The sequence below is a fragment of the Mesorhizobium sp. M0491 genome (assembly GCF_040321265.1).
In the GTDB taxonomy this organism is placed as follows: Bacteria; Pseudomonadota; Alphaproteobacteria; order Rhizobiales; family Rhizobiaceae; genus Mesorhizobium.
In genome coordinates this window covers 85,880-101,260 of the sequence record NZ_JAMYRE010000022.1, presented here as the reverse complement: position 1 = coordinate 101,260, position 15,381 = coordinate 85,880, and the positions used below count along the sequence as shown (strand labels likewise).

Here is a 15,381-nt window from a genome sequence, read left to right as displayed (position 1 = left end):
TGGTGGAGCGGACTTCGTGCGCCCAGGTGGACGCCGGTTTTCCCAACGCCCTGGTTGGCGTCAAGGACGTGTTCGAGTAGGGCCATTTCCACCACCAATCGAGGTTTTCTGAAGCCGCATGCCTGCCGAGATCCGCACGGCCCGCGCGTCTGACGTCGATGATCTCGCCGCCATTGAGAAAGCTGTTTTCTCAAGCGACCGTATTTCCCGCCGCTCCTTCCGCCTGTTCATCGAGCGTGAAACCGCCGAGACGCTGGTCGCCGAAGTCGACGGCCGCGTGGCCGGCTATGCGATCGTGCTGTTTCGCAAGGGCAGCGGCGTGGCGCGCCTCTACTCGATTGCGACCAGTCCGTTTTTCGGCGGACTGGGTGTCGGCCGCATGCTGCTCGGATCCGCCGAAGATGCCGCCTTCGAGCACGACCGCATGATGCTGCGCCTCGAAGTTCGCGAGGACAACAGCCGCGCGATCCGCATCTACGAACGGGCCGGTTATCACAAGATCGGCCGTGAGCCCGGCTACTATGAGGATGGCGAAACGGCACTTCGCTACGAAAAGACCTTGCGTGGCGGCATTCCGATCGCCACCAAGGTTCCGTTCTACCCGCAGACCTGCGAATTCACCTGCGGCCCGTGCTGCCTGATGATGGCGATGGCCAATTTCGATCGCGGCTTCGTGCCGGATCCGGTCATGGAAATCCGCCTGTGGCGTGAAGCGACGACCGTCTTCATGATGTCGGGTCCCGGTGGTTGCGAACCGTTCGGCCTTGCTGTCTCGGGCTACGAAAGCGGGCTCGCGGTGGAGATCTACGTTTCCTTCTATGGCGCGCTGTTCCTGCAATCGGTGCGCAGTGAGGACAAGCGCAGGGTGATGGAACTGGCCCAGGTCGACTTTCGCCGACGCGCGGAACTTTACGGTATCCCGGTGAATTACCGTGCATTCACAATCGACGATATCCGCGCTGCGATCGCTGGGGGAAAGCTGGTGCTGGTGCTGATCAGCGGCTTCCTGATGTTCGGCAAGAAGGTGCCGCACTGGGTGCTGGCGATCGGCGATGACGGCGACCATATCCTGATCCACGACCCTTGGGTCGAGGATGAAAGGCAGGAGACCATTCTTGATGCAGCCAACATTCCCGTGCCTTACGGCATCTTCATGAACATGGCGCAGTTCGGTCGCGATGGACTGCGTGCCGCCATCACTCTGGGAAAGCGTGACAGATAATGACCTGGGTCATCCTTACCGGCAGGCAGAGCGATCTCGACCAGGTGGCGACACCGCACAAGATCATCACCAATCGCGACTATCTCGCGCATCCGTCACTGTTTCGCGGCCAGCGGCCGAAGGTCATCAACCTGTCGAACAATTACGCCTACCAGAGCCGCGGCTACTATGCGTCGCTGCTGGCAAGCTCGCGCGGCCACAAGGTGATCCCGACGGTCGAAACGATGATCGACCTTTCGGAGCGCAAGCTCTATGAACACGCGCTGCCGGAACTGGAGCTGGCGCTCAACAAATGCCGCAAGGACCTCGGCGACGTTTTTCCGCAAAAGGTCTGCATCTTCTTCGGCATCGGCCCGTCGAAAATCTGGGACCGCTTCGCCAAACTTCTGTTCGACTGGTTCCGCGCGCCGGCGCTCGAAGTCCACATCAAGGACAGCGCCGAATGGGCCTCGATCCGCAAGATCGGTTTCCATCCGCTGGCGCGGATGACCGAGGACGAGGAAAAAAGCTTCATCCAGTGCCTGGAGACCTACACCAACCGCGAATGGCGCGACACCAAGGGCCGCACGCCGGCGCGCTACACCTTCGCCACGCTGGTCGACCCGCATGAGGAATTGCCGCCCTCGGAGATATCGTCGCTGCGCTATTGGGCCAAGATCGCCGAGAAGATGGGCGTCGAAATCGAGCCGATCACCAAACGGGACCTCGCCAAGCTCGCCAATTACGACGCGCTGTTCATCCGCGAGACCACCTCGATCTCCAACCACACCTATCGTTTCGCCCGCCGCGCCCAGCAGGAAGGAATGCCGGTGATCGACGATCCGCTGTCGATGATCCGCTGCACCAACAAGGTCTATCTCAACGAGCTGATGGCCTACAACAAGGTGCCGGTGCCGCCGACGGTGATGATCGCCGGCACCTCGGATCTCGAACTGGCGGCGCAGACCCTGGGCTTTCCGCTGGTGCTGAAGATCCCGGATTCGTCGTTCTCGCGCGGCGTCAAGAAATGCGCCAATTTCGAGGAACTGAAGACGCTGGCCACCGAATGGCTGGAGGATTCCGACCTTCTGATCGCGCAGAAATTCATTCCGACCGAGTATGACTGGCGCGTCGGCGTGCTCGGCGGCCAGCCATTGTTTGCCGTGCACTATCTGATGGCCAAGAAGCACTGGCAGATCGTCAACCACAAGGCCAACGGCAAGCCCGACCAGGGCGGCATCAAGACCTTCACGCTAAAGGAAACGCCGGCGCATGTCGTCGAGACGGCAGTGAAGGCGGCGCGCTGCATCGGTGACGGGCTCTATGGAGTCGATCTCAAGGAGACCAAGGACGGCGTCTTCGTCATAGAGGTCAACGACAATCCCAACCTCGACCATGGCTGGGAGGATTCCGGCGAGAAGGACGAGGTCTGGGTGCGGCTGACGCAGTGGTTCCTGGAGCGGCTGGACCGGCCGGGGCGGTAATTTGATCGGGGGTAGAACATGCAGTTCATCGTCATCGAGGATTTCACCGGCTGCGATCGCAAGGAGATCTACCGTCGCTTTCGCGACCGGGGCCGCCTGAAGCCGGACGAGCTTCTCGTGCACCACAGCTGGATCGCGGCGGACATGAGCCGTTGCTTCCTGCTGGTGGAAGCCAATGACGTCACGCTGCTGCAGCGCTGGGTCATCGAATGGGCGGATCTGGTGGAATTCGAGATCGTTCCCGTGGCGACAAACAAGGACATGGCTGAGGCATTGAGCGGGCACCTCTGATCATCGCCGCACACTACGTCAACGCAGTGCCGGCGAGCCGACTGCGCGCCGACACTCGTCGATCAGCCACAGGCGAAACGCGGCCACGACATCGCGCCTGGCGCTGCGCTCCGGGATCGTCAGGCAATAGGGCTGGCGCAGCTCCAGTGCCTGGGCGAGGGGCCTGACAAGTCGGCCGTCTGCCAGCGCCGCGGCACAGTAGATCCCTTGCGCCAGCGCCACGCCCAATCCCGAAATGGCAAGGTCGAGTGCCGCGCGCGATGAGTTGGCCGAGAGGCCGCGCTGCGCTGCCCGGCCGGGCTCGATGCCGGCCGCCTCGAACCAGTTGTGCCAGGACGGAAAGGACGCACCAGTCGGTCCCCAGCCCGTGTGGATAAGCGGCAGGCTGGCCAGGCCCTCGGGTTTGATTGTGTCCGCCAGCCCGGGGGCACACACGGGATAGACTGCGTCCTGGACGATGTCCTCGGTCGGGTGCTCGCGATAATGCGGCCCATAGGAGAGCCTGATGTCGATCAGTTCACGGTCGAACGGCACCGGGTCGTCGTCGCCTCTGAGCGATATGTCGACGACGCCATGGCTTGAGGCAAAACCAGCGAGACGCTGCGAAAGCCAACCCATGGCCATGGATGGCGGCACCGACACCACAAGGCGTGGGCGGAACGTATCGCCGCCCAGCTGGCGCGCGACGCTGCCGATCTCCTGGAAGGCCATGGTCAGCCTGGGCAGCATCTCGACGCCTGCCTCGGTGAGGACGACGCGCCGGTTGACGCGGTGGAACAGCTTGCGGCCCATCTGCTCCTCGACCGTGCGGATGAGCTGACTGACGGCAGCGGCCGACACCGAAAGCTCTTCCGCCGCCGCGGCAAAGCTGCCTATACGGGCCGCAGCCTCGAAAGCTTGAAGCCCTTTGAGAGAAGGAGGTACGGCCATAATCACCGAATAGATAAGTTCAGCTTATCTAGATTGCAGAAATCGTCGTTTTTGGAAAGGTTGTTCATTGGCTACAGTGGGTTCATCAAACTCCAGTCTGGATCGAAGCACGTGGATCATCGTGACGTAATTTCATCGCTGACGCAGGAGGAGCGCAATCGGCTGACCGCCAAGTCTGATGTTGCGGGCCTCGTTCAGCTTGCTGCTCATTGGGGCGCGATCATGGTCGTCGGATCGCTGATCGCCGTCAAGGTGCCGTTCTGGCCACTGCTGATGCTGCCGCAAGGTATCCTCATCGTCTTCCTGTTCACGCTGCTGCACGAAACGGTCCATCGCACGGCCTTTGAGTCGCAATGGCTGAACGATGCCGTGGCGCGGGTGTGCAGCCTGGCGATCGCGCTGCCGGCGGACTGGTTTCGCTATTTCCATTTCGCCCACCATCGATACACGCAGGACCCGCAGAACGACCCGGAACTGGCCTTCCCCAAACCGGAGACATGGCGGCAATATCTCGTCCACATATCCGGCATCCCTTTGTGGTGGGGCCACCTCAAGACGCTTTATGCCAATGCGATGGACCGCGGCCGGGAAAGCTACGTTCCGCCAAAGGGCTATGACAAGGTGCGCATCGAGGCACGCGCCATGATTGCCTTTTACGCCGTGGTCCTTCTGCTGGCCGTCTATTTCCGGCTCTCGGTGCTTCTCTATGTCTGGATCTTGCCCGCTCTGTTGGGGCAGCCGTTTCTGCGCCTCTATCTCTTAGCCGAGCACGGCCGTTGTCCGTTCGTCGCCAACATGCTGGAGAACACCAGGACCACGCTGACCAACTGGCTGGTCCGCAGGCTGGCGTGGAACATGCCGTTCCATGCCGAGCATCATGCCTATCCAGGCGTGCCGTTTCATCAACTGCCGCGGTTTCATGCGCTGATCGAGCGGCATCTCAAGGTGGTCGAGCCCGGCTATGTCAGCTTCCACGGCAAATACATCGACACGCTGCGTTGACGATGGCCGGCCTCAGCCGGTCTGGCTGTGGAGCGCTCGGGATTTCAACAGACGCTGGATCTCGGCGGCCGTTGACGGCACGCCGATCAGATAGCCCTGCGCCTCTGTACAGCCATTGCCGCGCAGGATGTCGAGTTGCGCCTCGGTCTCGACCCCCTCGGCGGTGACAGTGATGCCAAGCTCGGCGCCCAGCCCGATGACGGTGCGAACGATCGCCGCGGCGTCACGATTGCCCAGGTCGTGGATGAACGAACGATCGATCTTGATCTTGTCGACGGGAAAACGCCTGAGATAGCCGAGCGAAGAATAGCCGATGCCGAAATCGTCCAGCGCGATACGGACGCCGAGTTCGCGCAACTGCCGCAGCGTCCTTAGCACCGCCTCGCTTTCGTCCATCAGCACGGTTTCGGTTATCTCCAGTTCCAACCGATCGGCTGGCACGCCGGAGAAAGCCAGCGCCGAGATGACGCTGCGGGCGAAGCTGCCGCTTTTAAGTTGCACGGCCGAGACATTGACCGCGACGCGCAGGCCGGCGGGCCAGTCGGCCGCCGCCGTGCAAGCTTTCCTCAGCGCCCATTCGCCAAGCGGCACGATCAATCCAGTGTCTTCGGCGACCGGAATGAAGCTGTCCGGCGCCACCGTGCCGCGTGTCGGCGAATGCCAGCGCATCAAGGCTTCCGCGCCGACGATCTCCCCGGATGCGATGTTCATGATGGGCTGGAAGTCGAGGTCGAATTCCTGGCGCGGCAGCGCGGTCTCGAGGTCGATCTCCAGCGCACGCCGTGCCTGTACCATAGCGTCCATTCCGGGTTCGAAGAACCGATACTGATTGCGCCCTTCGCTCTTCGCCCGGTAAAGCGCCGTATCGGCGTTCCTCAGCAGCGTGTCGGCATCTCCACCGTCGTCGGGGAAAACCGCTATGCCCAGGCTGATGCCGATATGCATCTCGCGGCTCTTGTCGCGGAACGGTTTTCCTATTGTCTCGATGATGCGCTTCGCGAGTTTTTCAGCATTGGCAATGCCCTTGAAATTGAACTGGATGATGACGAATTCGTCACCGCCGAAGCGGGCAACGACGTCGTTTTCATTATGAAGGCAGCGCTGCAGCCGCTCGGCCACGCTCTTCAGCAGCCAGTCGCCGGCCGGATGTCCCCAAGTGTCGTTGACCGCCTTGAAGCGATCGAGATCGAGCGAGAAGATCGCCAGCGGCGTGGCCGCCGTGTCCTCCAGCGCAAGGTCGAGCCGTTCGCGAAACATCGAGCGGTTGGGCAGTCCGGTCAGCATGTCGTGATGCGCAAGATGGGTCATGCGCTCTTCGGTACGGCGGCGCTCCGTAACATCGTCAAAGGTCGCCACCCAACCGCCGCCGTTCATCGGCTGGCGGGTGACCAGAACCGTCCTGCCGTCTGTAAGATGCCGATAGGCCGAATGCATTTTTTTCGCCACCAGGCAGGCCTCGGTCTTGGCGACTTCGCTGTCGACATCGATCTTCGTATAGATGCCGAGTTCCAGCAATCGTTCGAGCGCGTCGCGGTGCGTCGTTCCAAGCGGGAAGTCCGCCGCGGTGACGTTGTAGAGTTCTAGGAAACGCCCGTTGCGCACGATCATCTTGCCGTCGGCGTCATACATCAGCAGGCCTTGCGACATATTGGCGAGCGCTGCGTCGAAGCGGCGGTGCTGCTCTTTGAGGTCCTCTTGCGCGCGGCGCTGCTCAGTGATGTCCTCATAGATCGAGACCCAGCCGCCCAGAGCCAGAGGGCGGTGCGAGATGCTGACGATGCGGCCGTCCGACAGTGTTTCTTCGTAGGTCGAGGGCTTTGCCTGATCGATATAGGGTTTGCGGATGGCGTAGAGTTCGTCGGCGGTTTGCGAGGCGATGCCGATATCGACGCTGTGGCGCAGAATGTCGAGGAACCGGATGCCGGGCCTTATCACCCTGGTGTCGAGGCAAAAGATGTTTAGGTAGTTGCCGTTGCAGATGATCATCCGCTCGTCGGCGTCGAACATGCACAGGCCGTGCGACATGTTCTCGACCGCAGCCGAAAAGCGTTGGTTCTGCTCGCGCAGTTCGTCTTCCATGTGGCGGGAGCAGTCCATGCCTTCGGCCTCCCGTTTCGGGTTGGTCGAACCATCCTTGGCATCAGCGACGGGCATGAGCGCGCCTGCGGACCGTGATCGAACGCGCTATTGTGGCCGCCGCCGGTTAATTTAGCGTTTTTAGTCGATTGCGGTCGCCGAAACCTGGTGTCGCGATGTCTCGATCGCGGAAAACCGCTTCAGGAACGCATTTTGCGCCCAGGTCACCGAGCGTGGCGTGAAATCGAAGCGGTCGGCATTGAAGCCGCGCGGACGGCCGAAGAACTCGGTCGCCTCGGCGGTCGAAAAGCCGGCGAGCAGCGTTGCCTCGAAATAGGCGGCGATCTGGTCGGCGCGCTTGATCTCCTTGCGCAGCGCAGCACCCGGTTCCGGCAGCGAGAAGCGCAGATGGATGGCGCGTTGCAGCCGCAACTCACAATCCTTGTAGCTGCCGCCCATTACCGATTTGAACGGTGAGATCATGTCGCCGATGACATATTCGGGGGCGTCGTGCAGAAGAGCCGCCAGCCGGGCGTCGGCCGAAGCCTCGGGTACCAGGTCGCGGAACAGCGCTTCGACCAGCAGCGAGTGCTGGGCGACCGAAAAGGCATGCTCACCGCTGGTCTGGCCGTTCCAGCGGGCAACGCGGGCGAGCCCATGCGCAATGTCTGAAATCTCGATGTCGAGCGGCGAGGGATCGAGCAGGTCGAGCCGGCGGCCCGAGAGCATGCGCTGCCACGCGCGTGCCGGCGCGCCGACGCGGTCGGCAGCCATCAGGCCTCCTCCGCGCTGACGGCTTCCTGCGGGAAGGCGAATTTTGCCCAGACCGGGATGGCGAGTGAAACGGTGGCGTCACCGGCCATGATCGGCTGGCCGGCGTCGAGCGCCGCCTTGACCCGGTCGATGCGTGCAATGGCCAGACCGGTCGTGCCGGTGGTCGAGCCGAGCGTGCCAACCGGCCGGCCTGCAACGGTTAGCTCGGTGCCCGGCGCGGGCAGGGGCCCGTCGGCCGACACAATCAGCACACGCCGCCTGGCCGTGCCGCGATGCTGCATGCGCGAGACGACCTCCTGGCCGACATAGCAGCCCTTCTTGAAGCCGACGCCACCGGTTTCGTCCAGCAGCACGTCGTGGGGGAAGGCGTCTCCGAGTTGGTAGTCGCTGCCGCTTTCGGCAATGCCGCCGGCAATGCGGAAGGCTTGCCACGCGGCAAGATCGCTGCGCTCATCTGTTTCGCCATAGGAACGCGTGACGGCACCCTTCGGAAAGCGTGTGTCGGCGGCTGCCGTTGAATCAGATTGTGAGGGTGTTGATTCATGTCCCCATGCGACGGTGACAAATGCCTGATCGGATTTGGCAATCTCGACCTTGGCGCGCAGTTTGTAGAGCGTCAGCCGGCGTATGAAATCGTCCGCTATGTCGGCACGGCATTCGAGCCGGAATGCATTCTCGCCGGTGCGCGAGATCAGGAAATCGAACAGGATCTTGCCTTGCGGCGTCAGCAGCGCACCGGGCTTGGCTTCGCCGGGAGCCAGAATGTCGAGATCGGTGGTCACGATGTTTTGCAAAAAATGCTCGGCATCCGGACCTGATACGGAAATGAGGGCGCGGTCTTTGAGCTGGGCAAAGGGCATGGGCGGAAAAGCAACCTGATCTTGCAAAACGGTCGGCCTTTACGTAAGCCGCTGGCACTCCCCCCGCAAGAGAGCATGGCCATGATCTACGACCTCATCCTGACAGGCGGCACCGTGGTCAACCACGACGGCGAAGGGGCTCGCGACATCGGCGTGAAGGGCGGGCGCATCGCCGCCATCGGCGATCTCCGCCAGGCCTCGGCCGGCGAGACGATCGACTGCCGCGGCCTGCATATCCTGCCGGGTGTCATCGACAGCCAGGTGCACTTTCGCGAGCCGGGACTGGAGCACAAGGAAGATTTGGAAACGGGTTCGCGCGCGGCCGTGCTTGGCGGCGTCACCGCCGTGTTCGAGATGCCCAACACCAATCCGCTGACCACCAGCGAGGCAGCGCTTGCCGACAAGGTCCGGCGCGGCACGGATCGCATGCATTGCGATTTCGCCTTCTGGGTCGGCGGTACCCGCGAAAACGCCGGGGATGTCGGCGAGCTTGAGCGGCTGCCGGGCGCTGCCGGGATCAAGGTTTTCATGGGCTCGTCCACTGGCGACCTGTTGGTCGAGGATGACGAGGGCGTGGCGTCGATCCTGAGAAACACGCGCCGGCGCGCCGCCTTTCATTCGGAAGACGAATTCCGGCTGCGCGAGCGCCTTGGCGAACGCATCGAGGGCGATCCTTCATCGCACCCGGTCTGGCGCGACGAAATCGCCGCCTTGCGCTGTACCGAACGGCTGGTACGCATCGCGCGAAACGCCCGTGCCCGCATCCATGTCCTCCACATCTCGACGGCCGAGGAGATCTTGTTCCTCGAACAACACAAGGATGTCGCGACCTGCGAGGCAACGCCGCATCATTTGACGCTGAGCGCCGACGACTATGCACGGCTTGGCACGCTGATCCAGATGAACCCGCCGGTGCGCGCCGCCCGCCATCGCGACGGCGTCTGGCACGGCATTGCGCAAGGCGTCGTCGACGTGCTCGGCTCCGACCATGCGCCGCACACGCTGGCCGAGAAGGCCAAGCCGTATCCGGCCTCACCGTCGGGAATGACCGGCGTGCAGACGCTGGTGCCGATCATGCTCGACCACGTCAATGCCGGTCGGCTGACCTTGCAGCGCTTCGTCGACCTGTCCAGTCATGGCCCGCAGCGCATCTTCGGCATGGCCAGGAAAGGCCGCATCGCCGCCGGCTATGACGCCGACTTCACCATCGTCGACATGATGCGGCGCGAGATAATCACCAATGCGCAGGCCGGCTCGAAAGCCGGCTGGACGCCTTATGATGGCAGGGAAGTGACGGGCTGGCCGGTCGGCACCGTCATTCGAGGCCGACGTGTCATGTGGGAGGGCGAAATCGTCACGCCAGGCCAGGGCAAAGCGGTGGAGTTTTCCGAGGCATTGCCCGTCTAGGCCCCCGGATCTCTGCAAGGGCAGAGGCAGAAAGCTCAATCCCCGGCGACGAAGAACGACCACTGTCCGGCAGGCGTGATGCCGACACGGTAGAAGATATAGGCGCCGAACTGCTTCATGTCATTGAAATCGCCGGCGGTGACGATCTTGAAGAGCTCGACCCGCTGCTTGGCGTCCAGCTTGTCCAGCGGCAGGGCGAAGAAATACGGCCACACATAGAGTTCTTGTGGCGTGCCGGCATCGAGGTGGACGTAGCCGGCATTAAGCACCTCCTCCAGGATGGCCAGAATCTCCTGGCCGTCTGGGTCGCCGGAGAGGCCCTTGAGGAAGGCGATGGCGTCGCCGTCTATGTCGGTCAGCGATATCTGTGTCATGCTCTCGCCCGTGCCGATCAACGGCCGCAGCTTTTCGATATCGCCGCCCTTGCAGGCTTCGACGATCAGATCGTGCATGCGCCGCACCGGTTCCGGCAGCTTGCCGAGATCGTAGACGACCTCGGGCACCGGCGTTTCCGGATCGACGCGCGGTCTGGTCACGCCGCCATCCGCCGGACTGTCCGGCTCGGCTTCGGCAGGAGCAGTCGGCTGGCTGGCCGGCGGCGGTGTTCCGACCGGATTGGGCATTGGCACGGCGCTTCCGGGGGACAACATGTCGTCGTCGGCCGGCGGCGTGACTGTCGGGGGGAGCTCTTCGCGCTTGATTTCGCTCAGCGCATACACGGGGCTGCTCGCGAGACACACAAGCAGGGGAATCGCGGCACAGCAAGCGGCGAAGGAGATGCGAAGGATCAAGCCACGCGGCTTGCCTGACATCGAAAAACTCACTGCCCGTTTCTCCCTGCTTCCGGGCATGACGCCCGAGCGGCATGTTGCCGTCAAAGAACCGGATGTCGGTTCAGTGCCGCAGCCGTTCAGGTTCGAAGGCGCCAGCAATCACCTTTTCACGCATACGGTCGAGCAGGGCAAGGGCCGAGGTCTCGCCATTGGCACGCAACATCTCGCCGAAGGCTGTTTCGAGCGCTGCTTCGGCGATGATCTCGGGCTCTATCCCGGCGGAGAGACCTTCCGCCCAGGCCTCGCTGTGGCTTTCCACGGCGGTCAGGCGTTTTTCTTCCCTGACCAGCGCGTCGATGTCGTTGACACCATGTTCCATAAGCGAATGTCCACCCTTTCAAGCTGCGATCCATCGATGTGGATCAGGCCTGATCTGTTCATTTCACACGCAGGGACAATTAAGTATTTGTAAATACGACATTTTTTTGATCGTCTTTTACAAAGCCCAATTGCCTTGTGCGAAGCTGCGTTCAGCTCGAGTCAAACTTAGCCGATTGGGGCGGCCTGCGGGGCGAAAACCTTCAGTTTGAGTTAATTCCGCTTTCGCGCGGTAAGGTTTCGTTAATACTGTTGCAGAAGTGCAACATGAGGATTGCACCAAGATATCGCCTGGCACAAGCCGATATATCCGCTATGCCCAGCAATGATCCGGATAGTTGTTGATGAGCGAGTGCCTAGTTGCCGTAACGCGAGGCAATATCGCGAGACAGCGTCTCGCCTTCCTTCATGTAGCGGCTGATCGCTTCGGTCGCCGAGGGCGTGCACCTCGTATAGGTGCCGCCGAAGGAGCGGTAGCCGCGATTGAAGCTGGCAATGAAGCGGGCGCGCCGCTCGGCGTCCGGATTTTCCGAATCGAGCAGTTTTGTCATCTCGACACGCCACTGGTCGCCCTTCTCGCCGCACAGATTGCGCAGGAAATGCAGCGAGCCCAGAACCTCCGCCAGCCGCATCAACCCAGGCTCGAACGGCGATTCGGCGCTGAGCGCGGGCCGTATCGAAACGGTCGCACCGACCGCGAGACACACGGCGAGGAGCATGGACGGACGGTTCATAAGCCTTCTCTACCCAACGGCGTGGCTCTGCCAAACAGGATAAGTCTTTGTGGCGAAACAATTTGTCGCCTGCAAGGCGGTTTCAGGGCTTCGGCCCGTCGTCTCCGTCCGGGTCCAACAAGTCCTCGGCCACGGCGAACACCGAGCCGGCGAGCGGCAATGCCGCCATCTCGCTGAGCGTATAGAAGGCCGCCGTCTCTGCATCGTCGCTGGCTACGGCCTCGCCGCCGGCATAGGCGGCGCCGAACACCGTGAGGAGATAATCGACCGGGTGGCTGTCATCCCTGCCGTCGATGTGGATTTCCCGCAGCGGGCGGTAATCGGTGGCCCGCAAGCCGGTCTCTTCCAACAGTTCGCGGACCGCGGCCTGTTCCAGCGTCTCACCGGCTTCGACCTTGCCACCCGGAAAGGCATAGAGCCCTTGCGAGGGTTGCCGGGCTCGCTTGACCAGAAGCACGGTGTCTGCCCGCACGACGGCGACCGAGACTGCCGGAAGTGTTTTGCGCGCTTCGTTCATGGGTTCCCGATCAGGCGTGTAGGCAGGTCTGTTGTGGATCGCCCAGCATGGGCAAGCTTTAGCGGTTGCGCAACGCCGGTTGCATAGCCACTTTCAAGCTGAACCATTCGAAGGACGCCAATCGACCATGTGCGGACGTTTTGCCTTGACCGCGACGCCGGACCAGACTGCCGCCTTGCTAGGTTTGGCTGAACTGGAGGATTTCCCGGCGCGCTACAACATCGCACCAACCCAACCGATCCTGATGGCGGTCGCCGGCCCCCCGCAGGCGCCGGGCTCCAATCTGCCGGACCGGCAGCCGATGCTGGTGCGCTGGGGGCTGATTCCGACCTGGGTCAAGGATACCAGGGAATTTCCGCTGCTGTTCAACGCGCGCTCTGAAGGCGCAGCTGAGAAGGCCTCGTTCAAAGCCGCCATGCGCCATCGCCGCGCGCTGGTGCCGGCGTCGGGTTTTTACGAGTGGCGGCAAACTGGTGGCAAGAAGGGGCAGCCCTACTGGATCAGGCCTAGGCATGGCGGGTTGCTCGCCTTTGCCGGCTTGATCGAGACCTATGCCGAGCCGGGCGGTTCGGAAATGGACACCGGCGCTATCTTGACCGTCAACGCCAATGCCGACATCGCCCATATTCACGACCGCATGCCGGTGGTGATCGATCCCAGGGATTTCGCCCGCTGGCTGGATTGCCGCACGCTCGAGCCGCGCGATGTCGCCGACCTGTTGCGGCCGGCACAGCCTGATTTCTTCGAGGCAATTCCCGTCTCCGACCTCGTCAACAAGGTCGTCAACACCGGACCGGAGATCCAGGAGCGGGGCGAGATCGGGCCGGAGCCCGAAAAAGTCAAGCGCCAGAAGCCCGGCGCGGACGACAGTCAGCTGACGTTGTTTTAGCTGAGCTGTTCTTCAGGGCCGCATGTCAGCGCCCTCATGCCTGGCACCTTTGGCGCCAGCCACACACTGCTTCAGGCAGCGCGGGGCGATACGATCTTCTGCGCCGGCTTCTTCTTCTTCGCGGTGTGGAGAAGTGCGGCGACGATCGCGGCCGGGCCTATGGCGCGATAGTGGTTGGCCAGCGCCGGTTGCTTGGCGCGATTGGATTCCTGCTTGCTTCGGAGCATGTCTCTCTTCCCAGGTAACATTTTCGTGTCTGCGTTTGATGGCCGATTCTGACCAAATCGTGACGCCTGCTGATCTAGCCGGCGAATGTTTCATGACTGTGCCGACATGTTTAATAAAATGTTTTAGTGGCTCATTACCTGTGATCCAGCGACGTTTTTGCCGAAACTAGCGACTTGACGGCAACACTCGCCAAGGCGATAAAGCCGCCCATGAAAACGTCTTTCGCCATTTGTGGCATTTGCATTATTGGCTAGCCTCGCGCTGGTCCGGACGTTTTCGCCTCATCTTTCCCCAGATTGGACAAACGCCCCGGCCAGCAGGCTGGAGCCTGATTTGCGTTTCGCGCGGGGCTGGCTTCGTCACATTGAGTTCTGAACCGGGAAGGCACGAATGTCCGACGCATCGCAGGGCCTGCGCCTCTACAACACGCTGACGCGGACGAAAGAGGATTTCGTCCCGATCGATCCAGACAATGTGCGCATGTATGTCTGCGGTCCGACCGTCTACGACTTTGCCCATATCGGCAATGCCAGACCGGTGATCGTCTTCGACGTGCTGTTCCGCCTGCTGCGCCAAGTCTATGGCGAGGCGCACGTCACCTATGTGCGCAACATCACCGACGTCGACGACAAGATCAACGCGCGCGCGCTGCGTGATTTCGGCGGCGAGATCGCTTCAGGCACGCTCTCGCTCAACGAGGCGATCAGGCGCGTCACGGAAAAGACAGCCGACCAGTTCCACAGCGACGTGGCGGTTCTCGGCTGCCTGGAGCCGACGGTCGAGCCGCGCGCCACCGAATTCGTCGAGCCCCGCGCCGACGGCAAAGTCGACATGATCACCTTGATTCAAAGCCTGATCGAACGCGGCCATGCCTATGTTGCCGCGGGCGAAGTCCTGTTCGATACGGCGTCGATGCCGGACTACGGCCAACTGTCGAAGCGCAATCTCGACGAGCAGCAGGCCGGTGCTCGCGTCGCCGTCGACGCGCACAAGAAAAATCCCGGCGATTTTGTCCTGTGGAAGTTGTCGTCGCCGGAGGAGCCTGGCTGGAATTCGCCATGGGGCAGGGGTCGGCCGGGCTGGCACATCGAATGCTCGGCAATGTCGGCCGCCTATCTCGGCGAGGTGTTCGACATCCATGGCGGCGGCCTCGACCTGATCTTCCCGCACCATGAGAACGAGATCGCTCAGTCGCGCTGCGCCCATGGCACGGACGTGATGGCCAACATCTGGATGCACAACGGCTTCCTGCAGGTCGAAGGTCAGAAAATGTCGAAAAGCGTCGGCAATTTCTATTCGATCAACGAACTGCTCGAGACCGAGACGTTTGGCGGCCGCAAATGGCCGGGCGAGGTCCTGCGGCTGGCGATGCTGATGACGCACTATCGCGAACCAATCGACTTTTCCGTGCGCAAGCTGGAAGAGGCCGAGAACACGCTGCGCAAATGGAAGCGGGCGGCCGACCTTGCGCCGGCCGCCGCAGGACTGCTGCCCGTGCAGGTCGTCGATGCCTTGTCGGACGATCTCGCAACCTATGCCGCCTTCCAGGTCTTGACGCAGTTGGCTGGCGAGGCAGCGGACGGCAACGATGCGGCGGCTGCGCTGAAGGCGTCGCTGCTGTTCCTCGGCTTCGATGTCGCGTCGGCGACGGTTGATGAAGACCACGTCGCCAAGGCCATCGCTAAGCGTATCGCATTCATCGCCGCCAAGAACTGGGCCGAGGCCGACCGCATCCGCGACGAACTGCTGGCGCAAGGTGTACAGTTGAAGGACGGCAAGGATCCGGTCAACGGCGAGCGAGTGACGACGTGGGAGGTCAAGCGGTGAGGGTGGCGCG

At 62.2% G+C, this 15,381-nt stretch carries 16 protein-coding genes; 7 read left to right on the top strand and 9 right to left on the bottom strand.

Going from position 1 to position 15,381, the window contains the following annotated elements; translation table 11 throughout:
• Window positions 1-118 precede the first annotated feature (118 nt).
• Genes NKI69_RS25575 through NKI69_RS25565 form a run of 3 tightly spaced genes read left to right on the top strand, consistent with a single transcriptional unit; the run spans window position 119 to window position 2,976 of the window.
• The gene (locus NKI69_RS25575) at window positions 119-1,222 is read left to right on the top strand and encodes a peptidase C39 family protein (protein ID WP_023812881.1); all 1,104 of its coding nucleotides are present in this window, start codon (window positions 119-121) and stop codon (window positions 1,220-1,222) included.
• A complete protein-coding gene (locus NKI69_RS25570; RefSeq protein WP_023812882.1) occupies window positions 1,222-2,685 on the top strand; it encodes a RimK family ATP-grasp domain-containing protein in 1,464 nt (487 codons plus the stop codon). Before NKI69_RS25575 ends, NKI69_RS25570 begins: the two co-directional genes overlap by 1 nt.
• A gap of 18 nt (window positions 2,686-2,703) precedes the next feature.
• A complete protein-coding gene (locus NKI69_RS25565; protein WP_023812883.1) occupies window positions 2,704-2,976 on the top strand; it encodes a DUF3303 domain-containing protein in 273 nt (90 codons plus the stop codon).
• Between the two features lie 18 nt (window positions 2,977-2,994).
• On the opposite strand, the gene NKI69_RS25560 is transcribed toward NKI69_RS25565, so the two are convergent.
• Complete coding sequence (locus tag NKI69_RS25560; protein ID WP_128303041.1) at window positions 2,995-3,906, bottom strand: LysR substrate-binding domain-containing protein; 912 nt, start codon at window positions 3,904-3,906, stop codon at window positions 2,995-2,997.
• Between the two features lie 111 nt (window positions 3,907-4,017).
• Here NKI69_RS25560 and NKI69_RS25555 point away from each other — a divergent pair, with 111 nt between their 5' ends.
• Window positions 4,018-4,908: a fatty acid desaturase family protein gene (locus NKI69_RS25555; protein ID WP_023812885.1), complete on the top strand. Its 891-nt coding sequence runs from the start codon at window positions 4,018-4,020 to the stop codon at window positions 4,906-4,908.
• A gap of 12 nt (window positions 4,909-4,920) precedes the next feature.
• Here NKI69_RS25555 and NKI69_RS25550 read toward each other — a convergent pair whose 3' ends face one another.
• The 3 genes from NKI69_RS25550 to ygfZ all read right to left on the bottom strand — a co-directional run bounded on the left by NKI69_RS25550 (window position 4,921) and on the right by ygfZ (window position 8,618).
• Window positions 4,921-7,062, bottom strand: coding sequence for a putative bifunctional diguanylate cyclase/phosphodiesterase (locus tag NKI69_RS25550; protein ID WP_352722779.1), 2,142 nt, complete (start codon window positions 7,060-7,062; stop codon window positions 4,921-4,923).
• Between the two features lie 63 nt (window positions 7,063-7,125).
• Window positions 7,126-7,758, bottom strand: coding sequence for an HD domain-containing protein (locus NKI69_RS25545; RefSeq protein ID WP_127289343.1), 633 nt, complete (start codon window positions 7,756-7,758; stop codon window positions 7,126-7,128).
• Window positions 7,758-8,618 carry a CAF17-like 4Fe-4S cluster assembly/insertion protein YgfZ gene (gene ygfZ / locus NKI69_RS25540; RefSeq protein ID WP_127289341.1) on the bottom strand — a complete coding sequence of 287 codons (861 nt, stop codon included), beginning with the start codon at window positions 8,616-8,618 and terminating at the stop codon, window positions 7,758-7,760. Before ygfZ ends, NKI69_RS25545 begins: the two co-directional genes overlap by 1 nt.
• 75 nt (window positions 8,619-8,693) lie before the next feature.
• Between ygfZ and NKI69_RS25535 the strand changes: the two genes are divergently transcribed.
• Window positions 8,694-10,025 (top strand): dihydroorotase, encoded by a 1,332-nt coding sequence (locus NKI69_RS25535; RefSeq protein ID WP_352722778.1) that lies wholly within the window; start codon window positions 8,694-8,696, stop codon window positions 10,023-10,025.
• Between the two features lie 35 nt (window positions 10,026-10,060).
• On the opposite strand, the gene NKI69_RS25530 is transcribed toward NKI69_RS25535, so the two are convergent.
• The 4 genes from NKI69_RS25530 to NKI69_RS25515 all read right to left on the bottom strand — a co-directional run bounded on the left by NKI69_RS25530 (window position 10,061) and on the right by NKI69_RS25515 (window position 12,427).
• Window positions 10,061-10,849 (bottom strand): hypothetical protein, encoded by a 789-nt coding sequence (locus NKI69_RS25530; RefSeq protein WP_352722777.1) that lies wholly within the window; start codon window positions 10,847-10,849, stop codon window positions 10,061-10,063.
• Window positions 10,850-10,919: 70 nt separating this feature from the next.
• The gene (locus NKI69_RS25525) at window positions 10,920-11,177 is read right to left on the bottom strand and encodes a hypothetical protein (protein WP_008874920.1); all 258 of its coding nucleotides are present in this window, start codon (window positions 11,175-11,177) and stop codon (window positions 10,920-10,922) included.
• 355 nt (window positions 11,178-11,532) lie between these two features.
• Complete coding sequence (locus tag NKI69_RS25520; RefSeq protein ID WP_013532565.1) at window positions 11,533-11,910, bottom strand: TIGR02301 family protein; 378 nt, start codon at window positions 11,908-11,910, stop codon at window positions 11,533-11,535.
• A gap of 82 nt (window positions 11,911-11,992) precedes the next feature.
• Entirely contained in the window at window positions 11,993-12,427 is a 435-nt protein-coding gene (locus NKI69_RS25515; protein WP_127289337.1) for an NUDIX hydrolase, read from the bottom strand.
• 127 nt (window positions 12,428-12,554) lie between these two features.
• Here NKI69_RS25515 and NKI69_RS25510 point away from each other — a divergent pair, with 127 nt between their 5' ends.
• Window positions 12,555-13,316: an SOS response-associated peptidase gene (locus NKI69_RS25510; RefSeq protein ID WP_023812893.1), complete on the top strand. Its 762-nt coding sequence runs from the start codon at window positions 12,555-12,557 to the stop codon at window positions 13,314-13,316.
• 71 nt (window positions 13,317-13,387) lie between these two features.
• On the opposite strand, the gene NKI69_RS25505 is transcribed toward NKI69_RS25510, so the two are convergent.
• Window positions 13,388-13,543, bottom strand: coding sequence for a hypothetical protein (locus tag NKI69_RS25505; protein WP_023812894.1), 156 nt, complete (start codon window positions 13,541-13,543; stop codon window positions 13,388-13,390).
• 391 nt (window positions 13,544-13,934) lie between these two features.
• On the opposite strand from NKI69_RS25505, the gene cysS reads away from it, so the two are divergent.
• On the top strand, window positions 13,935-15,371 hold the full coding sequence (gene cysS / locus NKI69_RS25500; RefSeq protein WP_352722776.1) for a cysteine--tRNA ligase: 1,437 nt from the start codon (window positions 13,935-13,937) through the stop codon (window positions 15,369-15,371).
• The last annotated feature ends 10 nt before the right edge of the window (window positions 15,372-15,381 follow it).